The organism is Novosphingobium sp. SG919, assembly GCF_012932495.1.
In the GTDB taxonomy this organism is placed as follows: Bacteria; Pseudomonadota; Alphaproteobacteria; order Sphingomonadales; family Sphingomonadaceae; genus Novosphingobium; species Novosphingobium rhizosphaerae.
Map to the genome: position 1 here is coordinate 391,501 of NZ_JABCNG010000006.1, position 15,128 is coordinate 406,628.

Below are 15,128 nucleotides of genomic sequence, written 5' to 3' on the forward strand. Positions count from 1 at the left end.
CCACAACCATGATCGACATCACCAGGCTGCAAAAGCGGCTGCTGGCGGCTGGCCACGACATTGGCACAGCGGACGGCCAGATGGGTACACGCACCATGGCCGCGCTGATGGCTGCGGTGGCAGGACGTCCCATGGCCGCGCTGCGCCCACTGGCGGCGGCAGCCGCGATTCACTTGCCAGCCGCCGGCCTGTTGGACACGCCTGCCCGCCTCGCCCATTTCCTGGGCCAGGCGGCGCACGAAAGTGGCGGCTTTCGCAACCTGGTCGAAATCTGGGGCCCCACCCCGGCCCAGGCCGGATATGACGGTCGCACCGATCTGGGCAACGTGAAGCCGGGTGATGGCTTTGCCTATCGCGGGCGCGGGCTATTCCAGATCACCGGGCGCGCCGTCTATCGCGCGATGGGCGAAGCGCTGCAGCTGCCCTTGGAAACCGAGCCGGGCCTTGCCGCCACGGCGGAAGGCGCCGTGCGGACCGCCATCGCCTTTTGGGCAGCACGCCATCTCTCCGCCCTGGCCGATGCCGGCCAGGACGATGCCATCACCCACCGCATCAACGGCGGCACCAACGGCCTCGACAGCCGCCGCCGGCTGGTCGCCCGTGCAAAAGGATTGCTGCTGTGACCGAATCCGTCCCGCTCCAGATCGATGCCTCGCCGGTGCCCTATCAGTTGGTCAGCCTGGTGCGCCAGGCGCTGCCGCCGCTTGTTGCCTTCGCCGTCGGGCGCGGCTGGCTGGCCGATGACAGCGCCACGTTGCTGCTGGCCCTGGTGGCGATTGCCCTGCCCATCATCCAGGGGCAGCGCCACAGCCTGCAGCGCAGCCGGGCGCTGGCGCGGCTGGGGGCCATCGTGCCCGATGCCGTGGCGGTGGTGCGGTGATCCCCGCCCCCTGGCTGGCGCGCTTGGCGCGTCATGCCCTGCCCTGGATCGCGGCGCTGATCCTGGCGCTGGCGTGCCGGCATTACGCAGTGCTGGCTCACGCAAGGGCCGAGGCCCTGTTGCAACAGCAAGCCAGCTTCCGCGCCGCCCAGGCCCGGGCCGAAACCACCGCCCGCGCCGCCCTTGCCCAACAACAACGTCGCTTGCGGCAGTTGGCGCAGAACGAGGAAACCCGCCATGATCACGAACTGGAAACGGCCCGCGCTGCTGCTTTGCGCTATGGCGCCGCTCATCGCGTGCAGCCCGCAAACAGTGCGCGTGCTGCCGGCCCACCCCCTGCCCCCACCACGGATCACGCTGCCAGCATTCGCCCGCCAGTGCCCGCCGCTGGTGTCGTGGTATCCGACCAGGACGTGCAGGCCTGTAGCGAAGTGACGGCCTATGCCCTGGCCTTGCGCACTTGGGCCCTTGGCCTGGACACCGCCGTCACACTATCGGAAGCGGCCGAGCGCTGAGGTTACCAGCTGCCGGTGTTGGGCATGCTGGCCCAGGGTTCGGCTGGATCGAGACGGCCATTCTGCAGCAGTTCGATCGAGATGCCGTCAGGCGTCTTCACGAAGGCCATGTGGCCATCGCGCGGCGGCCGATTGATCGTGACGCCCGCATCAAGCAGCGTCTGGCACGTGGCGTAGATATCGTCCACGCGGAACGCCAGGTGGCCGAAATTGCGCCCACCGGTATAGGTTTCGGCGCTGCCGTCTTCGGCCGGCCAGTTATAGGTCAGTTCCACTTCATAGTCCTGCCCGGGCGCGGCCAGGTAGATCAGGGTGAAGCGGCCTTGCTCGCTGGAAAAGCGGCGCGTTTCCTCAACGCCCAGCAGCTTGAAAAAGGCGACCGTCGCGTCCGGATCGGTTACGCGGATCATGGTGTGCAGAAACTCGGTCATTGTCTGGCAGCTCCGTTCAAAACGATATGTCCGTTGCAGTCAGGCCAAGGCCGTCACGGCCGGTCGGCCTGGCCATTGAGCTGGGCAAAAAGATGGTCGAAATGCCCGTCCCGCTCGGCATTGCGGAAAGCCAGCGTATTGGGCACGCAGATTTCTGCCGGGGTCGGCACTTGGTCGAACAGTGCCATCACCTGGGCGATATAAGTATCGAGCGGCAAGTAGCCTTCGCGGGTTTCCTGCCCCGGCGTCAATCCGGTCTGCACCGCGGGCGGGGCCAATTCGATGACTTCCACCCGCCCCCCCAACTGCGCGCGCAGCGATTGGCTGTAGGAATGCATCGCCGCCTTGCTGGCGCTGTAAGTGGGCGCCGCGGCCAACGGCACGAAGGCGAGGCCCGAAGTGACATTGACGATCGCCGCATCGGCCTGTGCGGCCAGATGGTCGACCAGTGCATCGATCATGCGGATCGGGCCAAGCAGGTTGGTCACCACCGTCGCTTGCGCGTCGGCCAGGTCACGCGACCCGCTCAGGTCTTCAAAGCGCATGATGCCGGCATTGTTGACCAGCACGTTGAGCGCGGGAAAGCGGGTAACGACGTCGGCTGCAAAGCCCGCGATGGCGTCGGCATCGGTCACGTCCAGTGCCATGGCATAAAGACCTTCGCGCCCGGCCACGGTTTCTTCCAGGCTGGCCAGGGTGCGACCGGTGACGATCACGGTGTTGCCCGCTGCGTGCCAGGCTTGCGCCAGCGCGCGCCCGATGCCGCTGCCACCGCCGGTGACGAGAATGGTGTTGCCGCTGGTTTTCATGGGCCATGGTTCCTTTGACTGGTGGCCGCAACGTGGGGGTTGCAACGCGGCTGCGCAACGCCATGGAAAAAAGATCATGCGCGCAGATCTGTAGATCGGCTGCGTGCGGATTGATTGCCATCCCGCAGCGCGGCATAAAGCATCCCATGTTCAAGCAACTGATGCCGTCCCGCCCCACCCAGGAACGCTCGCTGGCCTGGCGGCTGGGCTGGTGGCTGGGCCGGGCCATCATCGTGTTCCTGGTTGGCAGCGTGCTGTGGGTGCTGGTCTACAAATGGGTGCCCGTGCCGATCACCGCCACGATGGTGATGGATGGAAATGGCATCACCAAGGACTGGACGCCGCTGACGCGGATCGACCGCAGCATGGTGGATGCGGCGATAGCAGGCGAGGATTCGCGCTTTTGCAGCCACCATGGCTTCGATCAGGCCGCAATGCTCCAGGCGTTCGAGCGCAACCAGCAGGGGGGCCGTATCCGAGGCGGCTCCACCATCAGCCAGCAGACCGCCAAGAACGTGTTCCTGTGGCAGGGCGGCGGCTATTTCCGCAAGGGCCTGGAAGCCTGGTTTACCGTGCTGATCGAGCAGATCTGGGGCAAGCGGCGGATCATGGAAGTCTATCTCAACGTCGCCGAAACCGGAATCGGCACCTACGGGGTCGAGGCCGGCGCGCAGCGTTATTACAACAAGGGCGCGCTGCATCTGTCACGGATCGAGGCGGCGCGCATTGCCGCCGCCTTTCCCCAGCCCAAAGTGCGCGAGGTCACCGGCGCCAGTGGCTTCGTGCGCCGCCATGGCAATGCGATTGCCGCGCGTTCGGCCGTGGTGCGCGGGCAGTACGATACCTGCGTCTACCAATAACGTCCCACGCGAAAGGGCCGCTTCCCGTTTTGCGGGAAGCAGCCCCCTCCAGCGTGTAAGCCGAGCCGCCGGATAACGCATCGTGGCAGGCAGGGCTTGCCCCCTTCTTGCCGCATGATCACGCAATAAACCGCATCTACTATGCTGCAACGCACAATGAACGATTTCCCGTATCGTTCCCGCATATGCGCAGCTTGCAGCAACATGGCGCAACAACACGCCCGATGGATAGTGCAGCGCAGCACGGCTGGTCGCACGATCGGCGCGTCCCGGCGCACAGCGCACTGCCCCCATGAAAAAACCCGCCGCCACCCTTGAAGGTGGCGGCGGGCCATTCGGTTGCGATCTTGCCGCTGGATCAGAAGCCGAAGCTGATCGAACCCATGATCGTGCGCGGCGGGCTGATCTGCGCATAGCTGATCGGCGAGGTCGAGGTGGACTGGCTGTTCAGCGTGCCGCTGAAGCCACCCACATAGGTTTCGTCGAACACGTTGATCACGTTCAACTGCAGGAACGTGCGGTTGTTGAAGATCGGGCTGACCTTGTCGAGGCTCAGCTTCGCATCCAGGTCAACCTGGGTATAGGCCGGGGCCTTGGCGGGGAAGATTTCCTGGCGCGGCGTGGTGCCACCCACGTTGACATAGAACGGCAGGTTCTGGTCGTTCACGTAACGCGGACCGGTGCGCTTGGCCTGCACGCCCAGCGAGACCGGACCAACCGATCCATCGACGCGGCCACCGAAGGTATAGACCGGCGCGCCCGATTCGCGCTTGCCGGCGGTCTGGTAGTAAGCGGTGCCGGTCGCCGCGGTGCAGCCGTACATGTTGAGGAGCACGTTCTGCGACGAGCAGTCGCCCGCTTCCACGTTGTCGCGGATCTTGGAGTGCAGGTACGAACCATAGAGGTAGATCGCCAGGTCGCGCACCGGCGAGTACGAGATCGAGCCGTCGATGCCGTACTTGTCCACGCGGCCAAGGTTCCGATAGATCGTGGTGTTCAGGTCACGATCGAACGAGGAAGCCAGGCGGTTCTGGTAAATCGTGTACCAGGCCGAAACCTGGGCCATGACCTTGCCCGAACGATAGCGCACGCCCAGATCGAAGTTGTCGGTCGTTTCCGGGTTGGGCTTGGCGGCGTCATTGCCCATCGGGAAGTAGAACGAGTTGTAGAGGTTGTCGGTGCCCGGCACCTGCAGCCCCTTCGAATAGTTGGCAAAGATGCCGACATTCGAATTCACCGCAAAGGTCGCGCCCACGCTCGGCAGGGCCTTGCTGTAGGTGAAGATGCGCTGCTGCGGCGCGGCATAGCCGCTGGTGGGCAGCCCGGTCGTGGTGCTGACCACATAGGGGTTGGCCGCCGCAAAGGCTGCATTGGCCGCATCGCTGCCGAAGCAGGCATAGCCACCGGTACGGCTGGTAAAGCAATACTGGTTGAGGTTGCGCTTGAAGAACGGCACGCGCACGCCGGCATTGACGGTGAGGCCACCGAACTTGCCGCGGTATTCACCCGAAACCTGGTGCAGGATGGCGTAGGACAGGCGGTTGCGGCGCTGCATCACGTTTCCGTTCACATCGGTGATCGGGTCGCTGACAGGGAAGTAGGTCCCGGCCGTGCCGTTGCTGTTGTACGTGCCGAATTCCGCGGTCTGGCGATGACGGCCGCGGTCGTACGAATAGGCCAGGCGGATCGTGTTGTCGGGGTTGATGTCATAGCGCAGCGAGGCGATCAGGCCGAGGCGGATGGTCTTGGTCTGGCTCGGTGCAATCAGGCGAACGGTGTCCAGCTTGTCGCCGTCGCCGTTGAGATCCTTGCCGAAATAGTAGTTGGTGCCGTCATAGCCGGTCAGACCGCTCACACCGTTGATGGTGGTGGTCTTTTCGCTGGCCACATAACCCAGCGTACCGCCATTGGCGCTGGTCCACTGGATCGACGGATCGACCGTCAGCACCAGGCCATCGGCCAGGGTGAAGCGCGAGGAAATGCGGATGTTCGCGGTGTCGGACGGGTTGATGCGATAGTCGTAGTCCGAACCGCAGGCGCTGGCCGCGTCAGCCGCACCGGCTACCGGCGCCGCGATCGTGCAGCGGGCGGTCTGGTAAAAGCGATCGTCGCCCGAAACCGGATAACGGTTGCCCGAACCGGTGCCGACCACGCGGGTGCCGGTGTTTTCGATCCACATCGGGACCGAGCCGAACGCGTTGTTGCGGTTGCGGTTGTAGTGGCCGGCGATCGAGATGAAGTCGCCATTGCTGCCCAGCGGCTGGTACAGCTTGGCGTTGTACTGCTGCTTCTGGATCTTGCCGATGCCGCCATAGATCGTGTCGTTGCGCGAATTCGACGCGGTGGCATAGGCGCGCAGACCGCCTGCGGTGAGGTTGCCGGTGTCGATTTCGCCGAAAATGCGCATGTAGCCGTATTCACCGGCCGAACCGATCATGCGCGCGTGGAAATCCTCGGTGGGATTGCGCGAACGATAGTTGACCGTCGAACCCGAAGCGGCCGCCGTGGGCGAGTCGACGTCGGTGGTGCCCAGGTTGACGTTGACCTGGTCGATGACTTCGGGATCGAGCTGCTGGTTCGAATAGATCGAATAGCCCCCGGTGTCGTTCAGCGGGATACCGTCGAACGTCTGCGAGATGCGGGTGTTGTCAAAGCCACGGATATACAGCACGCCGCCCGACGAACCGAACGGGTCGTTGTTCTGGAAGCTCACACCCGGGACCAGGTTGATGATGTCGTTGATCGACTGGCCCGGCGCCTGGTGCGCAATGATGGTCTGGTCAAGAACCTGCTTGGCCTTGGGCGTATCGGGCAATTGAACGCCGTTCACCGACTTGGTGGTGCGGCCGCTGACCACGATGGTCTGCTGTTCGAAATCGACCGAGCCGGTGGATTGGGCCAGGGCGGGCGTGCTGGCCAGAGCCATGCCCAGCGCCAGCAGCGAGCCGGCGGTAAGGTGCGAGCGATGCATTGGTGTCCCCGTTGCGTGTCAGGTCGCCGCACTGCGGCGACACGAGATGATCCGTCCCCCGCTGCCGCCAGGCGACCCGACGCTGGCAGGGGGCCGGCACAAGGCTTCCGCGCACCGGCAGCCTTCCCTGACCGGTTTCGTGTGACACGAAAATGACAAAATTTCTGCATTTCTTACTTGATGTTGAACGCCACGACCAAATGCTTCTGACAAGCGATGAATCGCTTGCCGATCATTTCAGATGAAAGCATCCCTGCGTAATGATCGTGCGGCCTGTGGCGCCTTCGCAACAACAGCAAAGATTTTGCGCGCTTGCGAAACGTGCGCCCGGATTTGCGGTTGTTTGCAATGTTTTGCAACACAACAGGTGCAATCGTGGCGGTTGGCTGCGAAGGGCGGTCCGTCAAGGCGCCGCGCGCCGGCTCAGCCCGCTGGCGGAGCTGCCGATTCGTCCTGCGTCACCAGCAGCCAGCGCTCGGCAGCTTCAAGGCCGATGGCGGTCAATCGCCCGGAAGCATAAGCGCCGGTATCGATGCCCACCCGCCAGGGCGATAGTTCCGGCTCGTCTACGATGGTGTGGCCGTGGACGACGGCAAAATCGCGTGCCGTTCGATCCGCAATGAATTCGCCGCGAATCCATCGCATGTCGCTGGGCACCTGCTCATCGAGCGGCACGCCGGGGCGGATGCCGGCATGCACGAAGACATAGTCGCCGATGCGAATCTGGTCTTCCAGGCCGCGCAGGAATGCCAGATCCGCAGCGGGCACGAATTGCGGCATTGCAGCGCGCAATTCGTCCAGCGTCATCCGGGCATAATCGTCCGGGTCGATGGGATAGCTCAACAGCGTCTCGCGGCCGCCGTGGCGCAGGAAATGGCGCAGGGTTTCTTCGCGCTCGAATGCGCCCAGAAACATTTCTTCGTGATTGCCCGCCAGAATGCGCACGTTCCGGCGCTCTGCCCAGGCGCGCGCCGTGGCGATCACGCCAGCACTGTCAGGGCCGCGATCGATAAGATCGCCCAGCAGGATCACAGTGGTTGCGATCGGGGTTTGCAGCGCGGCTTGCGCATTGCGGGTGGCGTCGTCTGCCTCGATCAGCGCAATCATCTGCTCGAACAGATCAAGCCGGCCGTGGATATCGCCCACCGCATAGATGCGCTGACCCGGCGGAACCAGGGTTGGTGGGGCCGGCGGTTCTGCCCGCGGACCCGAAATTAGCGACTTGAGCAACTTGAGCATGCACCGGCCGTGACGAACTTCGCGGGACATATATGGCCCTCGCGCGGGCAGAGACAAGCGTCAGAAACACTATGATGCACAAAAGACACATTCCAGAACGAGAATGCCACGGCCCACGGATTGGTCTTGTGCAACGCAGCAGGCCCCGGCATCCAGACAAGCGCAAGTCGTCAACCAGCCCGCGCAAGAAAGAGGCCGGGGCGATTTGTGCAGGCGGGGCGACGCGTCAAAGACAAAACAAAGAGGTATTTCATGCGTACGTCCATCAAGTCGCGCGTGGCCAAGGCTGCCACGGCGCTCAGCCTTGTCGTCGCTGCTGGCTATGCTGTGCCCGCGATGGCCGACGAGACCGCGCCCCCAAGCGATTTCAAGGTGACCGGTTCGGCAGGCGTAATCAGCCAGTACCGGTTCCGCGGCATTTCTCAGTCGAACAACCTGCCCGCCGTCCAGGGCGCGCTCACTCTTTCGCACAGCTCGGGCTTCTATGTCTCGACCTGGGGTTCGAGCGCCTCGGCCAGCCCGGCCGTGAACATTGGCGGCACCGAAATCGACGTCTACGGCGGTTTTACCCACGCCATCGCCACCACCGGCGTGACGTTCGACGTGGGTCTCTACGGCTACCTCTATCCGGGCGCGCCGGGCCTCAACTATTATGAAGTCTATGGCTCGCTGTCCAAGGCGGTCGGTCCGGTCAACGCCAAGGCCGGCATCAACTTCGCGCCCAAGCAGAAGAACCTGGACGTCTACACCACCCACACCAACGCCTATATCTATGGCGAACTGTCGGGTGCCATTCCCAACACGCCGTTCACGATCCACACCCACCTGGGCCACACCGGCGGCGCGTTCGACTATACCAAGCAGTATCTCGACTACACCGCCGGCGTCAGCACCACGTGGAAGAACCTGACGCTGGATTTCTCGGTGGTCGGCACCAACGTCAGCCGCAACGATTCGGCCGCCAATCCCTTTGCTGGCGTCGAACCATTCCAGATGTACCGCGCCGCCAAGACGGTAGGCGTGGTCTCGCTGATGGCTACGTTCTGATCGCCTAACGACGTTCGCCCAAGGGCAACAGGGGAAAGCCCGCACCGGTTCTCCGGTGCGGGCTTTTGCCATTCAGGGCAGCGCCGCTTTGCGGAGCGGCGCTGCCCAGTGGGCCGATCAGTGACCGGATGCCACGGGTGCCGGGCCGGCCGGGCCGGTGGGCAACTGGCGCACGCCGCCACCCAGCGCGGTGAACAGGCCCACCGTGTCGGCCAGGCGCGCCGCCCGCGCCGCCACGAACTGCGCACGCGCGGTTTGCGCCGTGGCGCTGGCGTTGAGCACCTGCAACGTGCCCACCGCGCCCAGTTCCAGCTGGCGCTTGACCATGATCAGGCTGCTGGCGGCGGCATCGTCCCCGCGCTGCGCCACATCGAGGGCGGCGGTATCGTTGGCCAGGGCCGACAAAGCATTGCTGACATCGGCAAAGGCCTGGAGGGCCGTGCCCTTGTATCCCGCCTTGGCCGCATCGAGCGCGTCGCGTGCCGCCTGTTCCTGCCGCTTGAGCGTGCCGCCGTGGAAGATCGGCGCCGTGATCCCGCCCAGCAATTGCCAGAATGGATTGCCATCCACGAACATCCGGCCGAAATCCTCGGCCGTGCCGCCGGCCGTGGCCGACAGGTTGATCTGCGGCAGCCGCGCGGCCATGGCCACTTTCACATCGGCCGCGGCGCCTTCCAGCGCGGCCGCGGACGCCGCCACATCAGGACGCACCACCAGCAGGTCGGCAGGCAGCACCAGCGGCACGTCGGCGGGAACGGCCAGTTCGTCCAGCGTCGGCAATGGCGCGGATTTGACGCCCGGTGCGGTTTCCAGTGGCGCGCCCGGCGCCTCGCCCAGCAAAACAGACAGCGCCGCCAGGTTCGCCGCGTGCTGTTGCTTGAGCGGGGGCAACGCGCCTTCGACCGCGGCCACGGCTGCGGCCTGCGCGGTCACGTCTGCCCGGCCGGCGGCGCCCACTTTCTCGCGTTGCCGCAACAGCCCAAGCACTTGCTGGTTGCTGTCGATCGCCTCGCGCGTGGCCTCGATCTCGGCCGTCAGCGCGGCGTGGCGAATCACCTCCAGCACCACGTTGGCGGCCACCATGTTGCGCACGCCATCGGCCTGCGCCTGGGCCTGCGCGGCGGCCGCACGGGCGGAGCGCAGCCGTGCCGCCCCACCGCCAAACAGATCGGGGGCATAGCTCACGCTCACCTGGGCGGTATGCAGTGAAAAGACCTGCGGGTTGGGATCAGCCAGCGGGGTGGATAGCGTTGCCGAAAGGCGCTGCCGTTCGCTGGTCAGCCCGGCGTCGACCTGCGGCAGCAAGCCACCGCGCGCCGCCCCAGCCAGGGCCTGCGCCTGGGCCATGCGGGCGCGGGCCGCGGCAAGATCGGTATTGGCGGCCAGCGCCCGCGCCACGAGTGCGTTGAGCGCCGGGCTGCCAAAGGCTTCCCACCACTGGGCCGAAACGGCCATGCCGGCATGCACTTGCTGGGCGCCGGCATTGCCCTGTTGCATCGGCTGGTCCAGCACTTTGGCCGGGGCGTAGCCGGTTGGCGTTGGCGGCAGCGGCACGTCCACGCTGGCCGTCGCAGGCGGCGCCTTGGCACTGGCAAGCGGCACCGCCACGATCTGGGCGGCAGCCAGGGTAGCCAGGGCCGTCCCCAGCACCGGGCCCAAGCGCGAGCCACGCAGGGTTTGGGCGATCATGCCGGTTCTCCATCTTGAGTCGTTTCGGGCAGGGCATGGTCGGCGCCGACGCGCTTGCGCGGCCCGGCCACGCGGCTCGAAAAGCGGTTGATCAGCAGCGGCAGCACCAAGAGGATCAGCACCGGGGCCAGCGTCATGCCGCCCACCACCACCAGCGCCAGCGGCTTTTGCACCTGGCTGCCGATGCCGGTGGCAACGGCGGCCGGGGCAAGCCCGATGGCCGCCACCAGGCAGGTCATCAGCACGGGGCGCAGCGAGTTGGTGGTGGCGTGGCGCAGTGCGGCCAGCCGCTCCATGTCTTCATCCATCGCCTGGTTGAAGCTGGTCACCAGCAGGATGCCGTCCATCACCGCAATCCCGAACAGCGCGACAAAGCCGATCGCCGCAGAGATCGAAAAGGCCGTGCCCGTCAGCATCAGGCCCAACACCCCGCCGACCACCGCCATCGGGATCACCGAGAAGGCCAGCAGCGTATCGCGCAGCGAGCGGAAGTTGGCATAGAGCAGGCCCAGCATCAGCAACAGGCTGATCGGCACCACGATTTCCAACCGCGCCACGGCGTTCTTGAGGTTGCTCATCTCGCCCGCCCATTCCAGGCTATAGCCCGGCGGCAGCGGCACGTTCTTGGCAATCCGCGCCTGCGCCTCTTCCACCGCGCTGCCCAGGTCGCGATCGCGCACCGAGAACTTGATGGGAATGTAGCGCTCCTGGTGCTCGCGATAGATGAAGCTTGCCCCCGTGGTCAGGCGGATGTCCGCCAGTTCCGACAGCGGCACCGAAATCGCCGTGCCGTCGGGCGCCGTCGCCCCCACGGTGATCCGCTTGACCGCTTCAAGGCTATCGCGCTGGTCAGCCTGCAGGCGCACCATGATCGGGAAGTGGCGGTCGGTGTGCGGTTCATAAAGATCGCCCGGCGAGGTACCGCCGATCGCGGCCTGCACCGTCTGGTTCACGTCGTCCACGCTCAGGCCATAGCGCGCTGCCTTTTCGCGATCGACGTCGATCCGCACGGTCGGCTGGCCCAGCGACTGGAAGATGCCCAGGTCGGTGATGCCGCGCACTTGCGCCATCTGGTCGCGAATCTGGCCGGCAATGCGCTCCAGCGTGGCGAGGTCAGGCCCGAACAGCTTGACCGAGTTGGCGCCCTTCACGCCCGATGCGGCCTCCTCCACGTTGTCCTCGATGATCTGCGAGAACGAGAAGTCCACCCCCGGATAGCGCGCCTTAAGCTTGGCCGAGAGATCGGCCACCAGCTTTTCCTTGTTCATCCCGCTCGGCCATTGGTCGAAGGGCTTCAAGGGCACGAAGTATTCCACGTTGAAGAAGCCGGTGGCATCGGTGCCATCGTCCGGGCGGCCATGGGCGGAAAGCACCGCGGTCACTTCGGGATACTGCATGATATCGCGCCGGATCGCGCGCGCCACCGGCTCGCCCGCATCGAGCGAGATCGCCGCGGGCAGCGAAGCGCGGATATACATGTTGCCTTCTTCAAGCTGGGGCAGGAATTCCACCCCCAGCGAACGCACGCCCACGAACGCGCCGATCACCATCAGTGCGCCCGCGCCGATCGCCAGCACCTGGTTGCGGAAACAAAAGGCTGCGGCCGGCTCGTAGACCCGACGGATGCGCGAAACCAGCCAGGTTTCGGCCTCGTCCAGCTTGTCGGGCAGCATCATCGCCGAAAGCACCGGCGCCACGGTGAACGTGGCGACAAGGCCGCCGATGATGGCATAGGCATAAGTCTTGGCCATCGGGCCAAAGATGTGCCCTTCCACGCCCGTCAGCGTGAACAGCGGCAGGAAGCTGGTGATGATGATCGCGGCGGCAAAGAAGATGCCCCGGCTCACTTCGCTGCTGGCGGCCAGCACCGCGCCGATGCGGCTGGCAAAGCTGTAGCGCCCGCCTTCATGGGTTTCCACATGGTGCGATCGCTCGGCCATGTGCCTGAATATGTTTTCCACCATGATCACGGTGGCATCCACCACCAGCCCGAAATCGAGCGCGCCCACGGATAGCAGGTTGGCGCTTTCCCCCTGCACCGTCAGAATCAGCACGGCAAAGGCCAGGGCAAAGGGAATGGTCGCCGCCACGATCAGGGCGCTGCGCAAGTTGCCCAGGAACGCCCATTGCAAGAGGAAGATCAGCAGCACGCCCGCCACCAGATTTTCCATCACGGTATGCGTGGTTACCCCGATCAGGTCGGAGCGGTCGTAGATACGTTCCAGGTGCACGCCCGGGGGCAGCACGCCAGTGGTGTTGATCTTCTCGATCTCGGCCTTGACCGCCTCGATCGTGGGCATCGACTGCGCCCCACGGCGCATCAGCACGATGCCCTGGACGATGTCATCGTCCTTGTTGAGCCCGGCGATGCCGTTGCGCGGCATGTTGCCGATCTTCACCGTGGCCACGTCGCGCACCAGCACCGGGGCATTGCCGTCGCGGCCGACCGGGGTGTCTTCCAGCGCATCGACCGACTGGATCAGGCCGATCCCGCGCACGATCGCGCTCTGCGCGCCAAAGTTGATGGTCTGCCCGCCGACGTTGGCATTGGCCTTGCCCAGCGCGGCGATCACTTGCGCCACCGTCAGGTGATGGGCCTGAAGCCGGTCGTTATCGACAACCACGTCATAGGTGCGCAGCTTGCCGCCCCAGCCGGTCACGTCCACCACGCCCGGAATCGCGCGGAAGCGGCGTTGCAGAACCCAGTCCTGCAAGGTCTTGAGGTCTTCGACCGAATAGCCCTTGGGCGCAGCGATACGATAGCGATAGATTTCGCCCACCGGGCTCGTCGGCGAAATCGTCGGCACAGCGCCGCCCGGCAATTGCGGCAGCTGGGCCAGGCGATTGATCACCTGCTGCTGGGCCTGGTCATAATTGAAATCGTAGGTGAACTGGATCTTCACGTCCGAAAGGCCGAACAGCGAGATCGCGCGGATTGCCGTCATGTGCGGCAGGCCCGACATCTGCACCTCGATCGGGATCGTGATGTTGCGCTCCATCTCCTCGGCCGAAAGGCCCGAAGACTGCGTCACGATCTCCACCATCGGCGGCACCGGATCGGGATAGGCCTCGATGTTGAGGTTGTAGAAGGCGATACCGCCCGCCACCAACATCAACACGAAGAAAGCCACGATGGTCAGGCGCTGCCCCAGCGCATAGCGTACCAGCTTGACCATCAGTCGAGCCCCGCTTCGTTCACGAAGATGGCGCCCTGCGTCACCACCTTTTCACCCGGATTGAGGCCCGAAACCACGGTCACGCGGCCATCGTGGCTTTCGCCGGTCACCACGTCGCGCGCCACGACACGGCCGCGGCCCAGCCACACCCACACGCGGGCGCTGTCCCCTTCGTGGATCACCGCTTCGGTCGGCAGGCTCAGCAGGTGCGGCGTCGCCGGTGCCGGGTTCACGTCCTTTTCGGGCGTCTCGATGGTGAAGTTGGCAAACATCTGCGGCTTCAAGGCGCCATCGGGATTGGAGATCGTGGCACGCACGGCCAGGCGGTGCGACACCGGATCGATCTGCGCACCGATGTTGTTGATCGTGGCGTCAAACGTGCGGCCGGGGAAAGCCGTGGCCGTTACCACCACCTTGTCGCCCAGGTGCACCCGCGCGGCATCGCTTTCGGCCACTTGCGCCACCAGCCACACGCGCGAAAGATCGGCGATCAGGAAGGCCGGCTGGCTGCTGCCGGCGGCACTGGCGCCGCCCGCCACATACTGCCCCTGGCTGATCGAGCGCGTCACCACCACGCCGCCGATCGGCGCGCGCAGCACGGCATCACTGCCCCCGCCATTCCCGGCGCCGAACACGCCCAGCTTGGCGCGCGCGGCGGTGACGGCGGCATCGGCAATGCCCTGCTGCGATTGCGCCGCCACCAGGTCGCTGCGCGCCTGTTGCAGGTCCTTCAGCGCGCCACCGGCGGTGCGATAGATTTCCTCGGCCCGCTGCGCGTTTTCGGTGGCCACGCGCACTTGGGCGGCGGCGGCGGTGCGCTGCGCCAAGGCCGCGGCCAGGGCATTGCGCGCATCGGCAATGTCGGTGGTGTGCACCGAAAGCAGCGCGCTGCCGGCCTGGACGCGATCGCCGTTCTGCACGAAGACCTGCTGCACTTGGCCCGAATAGGGCAGGAACACCGGGGTGGAGCGGGTTTCATCCACCGTGATCTGGCCGCTGGCGCCGGTGCGGGCAAAGCCATCGTCGGCCCCCACGGTTTCGATCTTGAGGCTGGCCACCTGGCTGTCGGTCAATTGCACTTGCCCCGCAGGCAGGGCAGCGGCGACCGGCTCGGGCTGGTGCAACCAGGCGCGAACGGCAGTCGCCCCGGTCGCCACCAAAGCCACCGCGGCAACGGACAAGGCAAGCACCCGGATCTGCCGGGCACGGGACATTTGCGGCACAGCGTGTTCAAAATTCATGGCGCGCAGTCTTCTCTTCGGTCCAAAAGATGGCAGCCCGTCTGTGAACCGTTGCAGGTGCACGCCAGGCCGATGCTGCCCCTCTGGCCCACCGCGCCTGTCCGCGCCCCTAGCGGCCGCGTTAAATTACCGTAATGCAGCGCAGAGCCGACCGGGGCGACGGGCCTGGCCAATGTACTGCCGCGACCATGGCAAACATCGCCTCACCACACCCTTGCCCAAAGTTGCGTGCCGCCCTTGGCCCGCCTGCAGGGCTCCGGCATGGCTCAG

13 protein-coding genes are annotated in these 15,128 nt (G+C 65.3%); 5 read left to right on the top strand and 8 right to left on the bottom strand.

The features are described from left to right. Positions 1 to 8: 8 nt before the first annotated feature. Genes FHT19_RS21940 through FHT19_RS21950 form a run of 3 tightly spaced genes read left to right on the top strand, consistent with a single transcriptional unit; the run spans position 9 to position 1,395 of the window. Positions 9 to 623, top strand: a complete 615-nt coding sequence (locus tag FHT19_RS21940) for a glycoside hydrolase family 19 protein (protein ID WP_211185031.1) — start codon at positions 9 to 11, stop codon at positions 621 to 623. Next, positions 620 to 880, top strand: a complete 261-nt coding sequence (locus FHT19_RS21945) for a hypothetical protein (RefSeq protein WP_169476798.1) — start codon at positions 620 to 622, stop codon at positions 878 to 880. Before FHT19_RS21940 ends, FHT19_RS21945 begins: the two co-directional genes overlap by 4 nt. Continuing rightward, on the top strand, positions 877 to 1,395 hold the full coding sequence (locus tag FHT19_RS21950; protein ID WP_169476799.1) for a hypothetical protein: 519 nt from the start codon (positions 877 to 879) through the stop codon (positions 1,393 to 1,395). Before FHT19_RS21945 ends, FHT19_RS21950 begins: the two co-directional genes overlap by 4 nt. Before the next feature lie 2 nt (positions 1,396 to 1,397). On the opposite strand, the gene FHT19_RS21955 is transcribed toward FHT19_RS21950, so the two are convergent. Together FHT19_RS21955 and FHT19_RS21960 are read right to left on the bottom strand one after the other, a co-directional pair. Next, positions 1,398 to 1,826, bottom strand: a complete 429-nt coding sequence (locus tag FHT19_RS21955; RefSeq protein ID WP_169476800.1) for a VOC family protein — start codon at positions 1,824 to 1,826, stop codon at positions 1,398 to 1,400. A 53-nt stretch (positions 1,827 to 1,879) separates the two neighbouring features. Continuing rightward, a complete protein-coding gene (locus tag FHT19_RS21960; RefSeq protein ID WP_169476801.1) occupies positions 1,880 to 2,635 on the bottom strand; it encodes an SDR family oxidoreductase in 756 nt (251 codons plus the stop codon). A gap of 146 nt (positions 2,636 to 2,781) precedes the next feature. Here FHT19_RS21960 and mtgA point away from each other — a divergent pair, with 146 nt between their 5' ends. Next, the gene (mtgA, locus tag FHT19_RS21965; RefSeq protein WP_168556181.1) at positions 2,782 to 3,495 is read left to right on the top strand and encodes a monofunctional biosynthetic peptidoglycan transglycosylase; all 714 of its coding nucleotides are present in this window, start codon (positions 2,782 to 2,784) and stop codon (positions 3,493 to 3,495) included. A gap of 358 nt (positions 3,496 to 3,853) precedes the next feature. Here mtgA and FHT19_RS21970 read toward each other — a convergent pair whose 3' ends face one another. The 3 genes from FHT19_RS21970 to FHT19_RS21980 form a co-directional block, all read right to left on the bottom strand. Beyond that, complete coding sequence (locus FHT19_RS21970) at positions 3,854 to 6,466, bottom strand: TonB-dependent receptor (protein WP_168556180.1); 2,613 nt, start codon at positions 6,464 to 6,466, stop codon at positions 3,854 to 3,856. A 173-nt stretch (positions 6,467 to 6,639) separates the two neighbouring features. Next, positions 6,640 to 6,873, bottom strand: a complete 234-nt coding sequence (locus FHT19_RS21975) for a hypothetical protein (RefSeq protein ID WP_169476802.1) — start codon at positions 6,871 to 6,873, stop codon at positions 6,640 to 6,642. A gap of 16 nt (positions 6,874 to 6,889) precedes the next feature. After that, positions 6,890 to 7,735 carry a metallophosphoesterase family protein gene (locus FHT19_RS21980; protein WP_248290605.1) on the bottom strand — a complete coding sequence of 282 codons (846 nt, stop codon included), beginning with the start codon at positions 7,733 to 7,735 and terminating at the stop codon, positions 6,890 to 6,892. 222 nt (positions 7,736 to 7,957) lie between these two features. On the opposite strand from FHT19_RS21980, the gene FHT19_RS21985 reads away from it, so the two are divergent. Beyond that, the gene (locus FHT19_RS21985) at positions 7,958 to 8,752 is read left to right on the top strand and encodes a TorF family putative porin (RefSeq protein ID WP_168556178.1); all 795 of its coding nucleotides are present in this window, start codon (positions 7,958 to 7,960) and stop codon (positions 8,750 to 8,752) included. 117 nt (positions 8,753 to 8,869) lie between these two features. On the opposite strand, the gene FHT19_RS21990 is transcribed toward FHT19_RS21985, so the two are convergent. Genes FHT19_RS21990 through FHT19_RS22000 form a run of 3 tightly spaced genes read right to left on the bottom strand, consistent with a single transcriptional unit; the run spans position 8,870 to position 14,831 of the window. Beyond that, the gene (locus tag FHT19_RS21990; RefSeq protein WP_169476803.1) at positions 8,870 to 10,441 is read right to left on the bottom strand and encodes an efflux transporter outer membrane subunit; all 1,572 of its coding nucleotides are present in this window, start codon (positions 10,439 to 10,441) and stop codon (positions 8,870 to 8,872) included. Next, complete coding sequence (locus FHT19_RS21995; protein ID WP_169476804.1) at positions 10,438 to 13,617, bottom strand: CusA/CzcA family heavy metal efflux RND transporter; 3,180 nt, start codon at positions 13,615 to 13,617, stop codon at positions 10,438 to 10,440. The genes FHT19_RS21990 and FHT19_RS21995 overlap by 4 nt, the downstream gene beginning before the upstream one ends. Continuing rightward, a complete protein-coding gene (locus FHT19_RS22000) occupies positions 13,617 to 14,831 on the bottom strand; it encodes an efflux RND transporter periplasmic adaptor subunit (RefSeq protein ID WP_248290606.1) in 1,215 nt (404 codons plus the stop codon). The genes FHT19_RS21995 and FHT19_RS22000 overlap by 1 nt, the downstream gene beginning before the upstream one ends. Positions 14,832 to 15,128: the final 297 nt, after the last annotated feature.

Excerpts from the sequence above, each read along its gene's own strand:
- FHT19_RS21940 (WP_211185031.1), top strand. The coding sequence starts at position 9 with ATGATCGACATCACCAGGCTGCAAAAGCGGCTGCTGGCGGCTGGCCAC.
- FHT19_RS21955 (WP_169476800.1), bottom strand. The coding sequence starts at position 1,826 with ATGACCGAGTTTCTGCACACCATGATCCGCGTAACCGATCCGGACGCG.
- FHT19_RS21960 (WP_169476801.1), bottom strand. The coding sequence starts at position 2,635 with ATGAAAACCAGCGGCAACACCATTCTCGTCACCGGCGGTGGCAGCGGC.
- mtgA (WP_168556181.1), top strand. The coding sequence starts at position 2,782 with ATGTTCAAGCAACTGATGCCGTCCCGCCCCACCCAGGAACGCTCGCTG.
- FHT19_RS21970 (WP_168556180.1), bottom strand. The coding sequence starts at position 6,466 with ATGCATCGCTCGCACCTTACCGCCGGCTCGCTGCTGGCGCTGGGCATG.
- FHT19_RS21980 (WP_248290605.1), bottom strand. The coding sequence starts at position 7,735 with ATGTCCCGCGAAGTTCGTCACGGCCGGTGCATGCTCAAGTTGCTCAAG.
- FHT19_RS21985 (WP_168556178.1), top strand. The coding sequence starts at position 7,958 with ATGCGTACGTCCATCAAGTCGCGCGTGGCCAAGGCTGCCACGGCGCTC.
- FHT19_RS21990 (WP_169476803.1), bottom strand. The coding sequence starts at position 10,441 with ATGATCGCCCAAACCCTGCGTGGCTCGCGCTTGGGCCCGGTGCTGGGG.
- FHT19_RS21995 (WP_169476804.1), bottom strand. The coding sequence starts at position 13,617 with ATGGTCAAGCTGGTACGCTATGCGCTGGGGCAGCGCCTGACCATCGTG.
- FHT19_RS22000 (WP_248290606.1), bottom strand. The coding sequence starts at position 14,831 with ATGTCCCGTGCCCGGCAGATCCGGGTGCTTGCCTTGTCCGTTGCCGCG.